Genomic DNA, 3,460 nt, shown 5'->3' with positions numbered 1-3,460 from the left:
GTCGCTGTTAAGCCGAGCTCGGCTTAATAGCGATTATGCCGAGGAAAACGTTAAGCCGAGCTTGGTGCGCTTGCCCTGGTGATTCGGGGGTCTCCGTCCCGTTCCTCGGCTTAATATTGCGGCCTAGCCTGTCTTGTATCCATGTTCCTAGCGGAAGGACAAGGCAATGGATACGACAGTCGCGGCCATCGGAGATGTTGTTGTAGCCGCGTTGGAGGACGCCGGCTATATGCAGTCCACGATTGGACAGGTTCGCAAGTCGATCAGGTGGCTGGGTGTTCTGGCCGAGAAACGAGATGGCGTTTATACGGGCGAGTTGGGTGCGGAATTCGCCTTGATGACAACGAGCCCGCGGACTGGCGGATACAGTTCCCAGCGACATACCGATTATGGCCGGCTGGTGTGGTTGTTCGACTCGTACGTGCTCACCGGCACCGTGGATCTGTCCGTGAGGCCCCGTGGTCAGCAGAAGCAAGGGCCCAGCAGCCCGGAATTCTCCGAGCTGTTGGCTGCGTGGTCCCATGACATGGATCAGCGTGGTCTGGCATGTTCCACCCAAAAGTGTTTTGGAGGGTTGGCCTGCGAGTATCTGAACTATTTGGAGGCTCGTGGGATTTCCTCGTGGGAGGCCGCCGACGGGGCCAGCGTCCTGGGATTCCTTGAGTCACTTCGAACCCGGTGGGTTGAATCAAGCATGTGGTCGGCCGTGGCCAGCTTCCGCCCGTTCCTGAGATTCACAAACCGCACGGACCTGCTCGATGCTCTGGCCTTGGTCAGGGCCAGGCGGCACCATGAAATCGTTCCATTGCTCGCGCCCGGAGTGGAACGGCAAGTCGTTGACGCTTGCCAGGAGGGTCTGGTTTCGGCGCGGGATGCGGCGATTACCTTGCTCTCTCTGGCCATCGGTCTACGTGCTTGCGATATCCGTAACCTGCGGCTGAGGGATATCGATTGGCGTGGTTGCACGCTGGGACTCGTGCAGCAAAAGACCGGAAACCCGTTGACCCTGCCGCTGCCACCCTTGATCCTGGCCAATCTTGCGCAGTACGTGCTCGAGGAGCGGTCGGCCTCCGATGCAGATGAGGTGTTCTTGAGGCTGAAGGCCCCGCATGTTGCCTTGGCAGATCATGCGTCGATCTACGTGATTGTCAACAAGGTCTTCCGTGTTTCCGGAGTGGAAGATGTGAAGGTTGGAACGCGTGCCCTTCGCTATAACGCGGCGTCCAGGCTGTTGCGTGCGGGAACCGCTTTGCCGACGATCTCAGCGGTGCTTGGCCATGCTCATGGAGACTCGACCAACGTGTATTTGAGTATGGATGCCGAACACCTACGCTTGTGTGTCCTTCCTTTGCCGGAAGGGGCATGGTGATGCGCAAGTACGAATTCACCAGTGTTTTTGCTCAGGAGCTGACGGGGTATCTTGCCTTCAAGCAGAGCATGGGCTGTTACGGTGCGTCGCGCATCTGGTACCTACGCAGCTTCGACACGTACTGCACCGAACACGCGGTGACGGCTTTTGACCAGCAAGCCATCGAGGGTTGGGTCATCTTCAAGAAATCCTCCCAACCAGGTTCCAGCCCATCCTGGATGTCATACATCAGGGACTTCGGCCGCTGGATGCGGACCCATGGCACCCCGGAGGCGTACGTGCTTGCCGAGTCCTGGAAGAGCGGATTCTTCCGCTCCCAGCCCTACTTGTTGAGCCGCGAGGAAATTTCGCTGTTCTTCCGATCCGCAGCCGTCCTGGAAACCGTCTCACCGTGGAAATGGCAGGCCGTTGCGTTTTTTGCGCTGATGCATTCGTGCGGGCTTCGGACCTGCGAAACACGGAGGTTGCAGCCCAAGGATGTTGATCTCACCGAAGGGTTTATCGATGTGCTGTGGTCCAAGGGCAATCGAAGCCGGCGCCTTCCGATCACCGGCCAGATCATCGATGTCCTGGCCAGTTGTGATCGGATATCCCGACAGAAGTTCGGGCAGCACCGTTCCGGGTTCTTTGTCTCTTCGACTGCAGCACCGGTATCTCCGGCCTCGATCGGGGTCACGTTCAACCAGATCTGGGACCAAGCCGGATTGAAGCGATCCCTGGGTGGCAAACAGCCACGCCCTTACGATTTTCGGCACCACTTTGCCTACGCCAACATCGAACGGTGGATGGCCGAGGGGCGGGACGTCAACGTGATGCTGCCCTATCTCTCCCGATATATGGGGCACGCAACGCTGGACAGCACCTTCTACTACATCCACACATCACCGGACTTCATGGATAGCTACGCAACACTCGTCCAACAAGGCCAAGGAATGCTTCCCGAGGTGGGATTCGAATGAAACGCACACCGAAAGAACCGACCCCTGACTTCTGGGGTTACGCCCGCAACTATCTGCATGACTATTTGTCCACCGTCAGAGCCATGGCACCGCGCAGCATCGAGGCGTACCGGATCAGCCTGGAGAACTACGTCCACTACCTGACCACGGAGAAGCAGGTTCACCGCCAAGACATCAGCTTCGATCACTTCGACCGGCAAGCCCTCAAGGACTGGCTGGTATGGATGCGGCAAGCCAAGGGATACCAGCCCGCGACCATCGGCCTGCGCTTGAGCGCAGTCAAAGCCTTTCTGCATTTCGCTTCCGCGGAGGACCTCACGTTGGTTGCGGTTTACCAAGCGGCCAAGAACATCAAGGCGCCGGCCGCACCGCGCAAACCCATCGAATACCTGCAGGAGAACGAAACAACAGCGATCCTGCACGCGTACGACGGCAAAGACCAGAAATCCCGCCGCAACCGCATGCTACTTATCCTGCTCTACGACAGCGCGGCACGCGTCAGCGAGATCACCGCGCTCACCCTTGACGATCTCAAGCTGGCAAAACCAGCCCATCTGACCCTCACCGGCAAAAGGAACAAAAGCCGCGTCGTTCCCTTGGGAGAGAAGACAGTTGAACATCTCAGGGTTTATCTCAACGAGTTCTACCCGCAACGCGCAGCCCTGCCCTCGACGCATCCCTTGTTCTATAGCTGGCACCACGGGGAACCAGTTGAGCTCTCCAGCGACACCGTTGCCGCAGTGCTCAAGAAAGCCGGGGAGCTCGCCCGAGAACGGTGTCCTTCGATCCCTGGCAAACTCCACTGCCACATGCTGCGGAAGACCAAGGCCATGGACCTCTACAAGCAAGGCATCCCGTTGCCGATCATCATGCAGCTGCTCGGGCACGAAAGCATGAGCACCACCTCGGCGTTCTACGCGTTTGCCACCCTCGACATGATGAGAGCAGCAATGAATGCCGCCACACCGGCGATCAATGAAACGAACACCAAAATGCTCAGCGAAGACAAACTTCAGCTACTCTACTCACTGAGATAGCAGGAAACGTTAAGCCGAGGAACGGGACGGAGACCCCCGAATCACCAGGGCAAGCGCACCAAGCTCGGCTTAACGTTTTCCTCGGCATAATCGCT

Annotated in this window: 3 protein-coding genes; all 3 read left to right on the top strand. The window is 58.2% G+C overall.

The annotated features are described in order from the left end of the window. Positions 1 to 166: 166 nt before the first annotated feature. From OS914_RS17830 to OS914_RS17820, 3 genes are read left to right on the top strand one after another with little or no spacing between them, the layout of a single operon-like run. Positions 167 to 1,369 carry a tyrosine-type recombinase/integrase gene (locus OS914_RS17830; RefSeq protein WP_267547398.1) on the top strand — a complete coding sequence of 401 codons (1,203 nt, stop codon included), beginning with the start codon at positions 167 to 169 and terminating at the stop codon, positions 1,367 to 1,369. Beyond that, the gene (locus tag OS914_RS17825; RefSeq protein ID WP_267547397.1) at positions 1,369 to 2,328 is read left to right on the top strand and encodes a tyrosine-type recombinase/integrase; all 960 of its coding nucleotides are present in this window, start codon (positions 1,369 to 1,371) and stop codon (positions 2,326 to 2,328) included. The genes OS914_RS17830 and OS914_RS17825 overlap by 1 nt, the downstream gene beginning before the upstream one ends. After that, entirely contained in the window at positions 2,325 to 3,365 is a 1,041-nt protein-coding gene (locus OS914_RS17820; RefSeq protein WP_267547396.1) for a tyrosine-type recombinase/integrase, read from the top strand. The genes OS914_RS17825 and OS914_RS17820 overlap by 4 nt, the downstream gene beginning before the upstream one ends. The last annotated feature ends 95 nt before the right edge of the window (positions 3,366 to 3,460 follow it).

The sequence above is a fragment of the Arthrobacter endolithicus genome (assembly GCF_026627425.1).
Taxonomy (GTDB): domain Bacteria; phylum Actinomycetota; class Actinomycetes; order Actinomycetales; family Micrococcaceae; genus Arthrobacter_M.
This window is presented reverse-complemented; position numbering and strand designations above follow the sequence as displayed.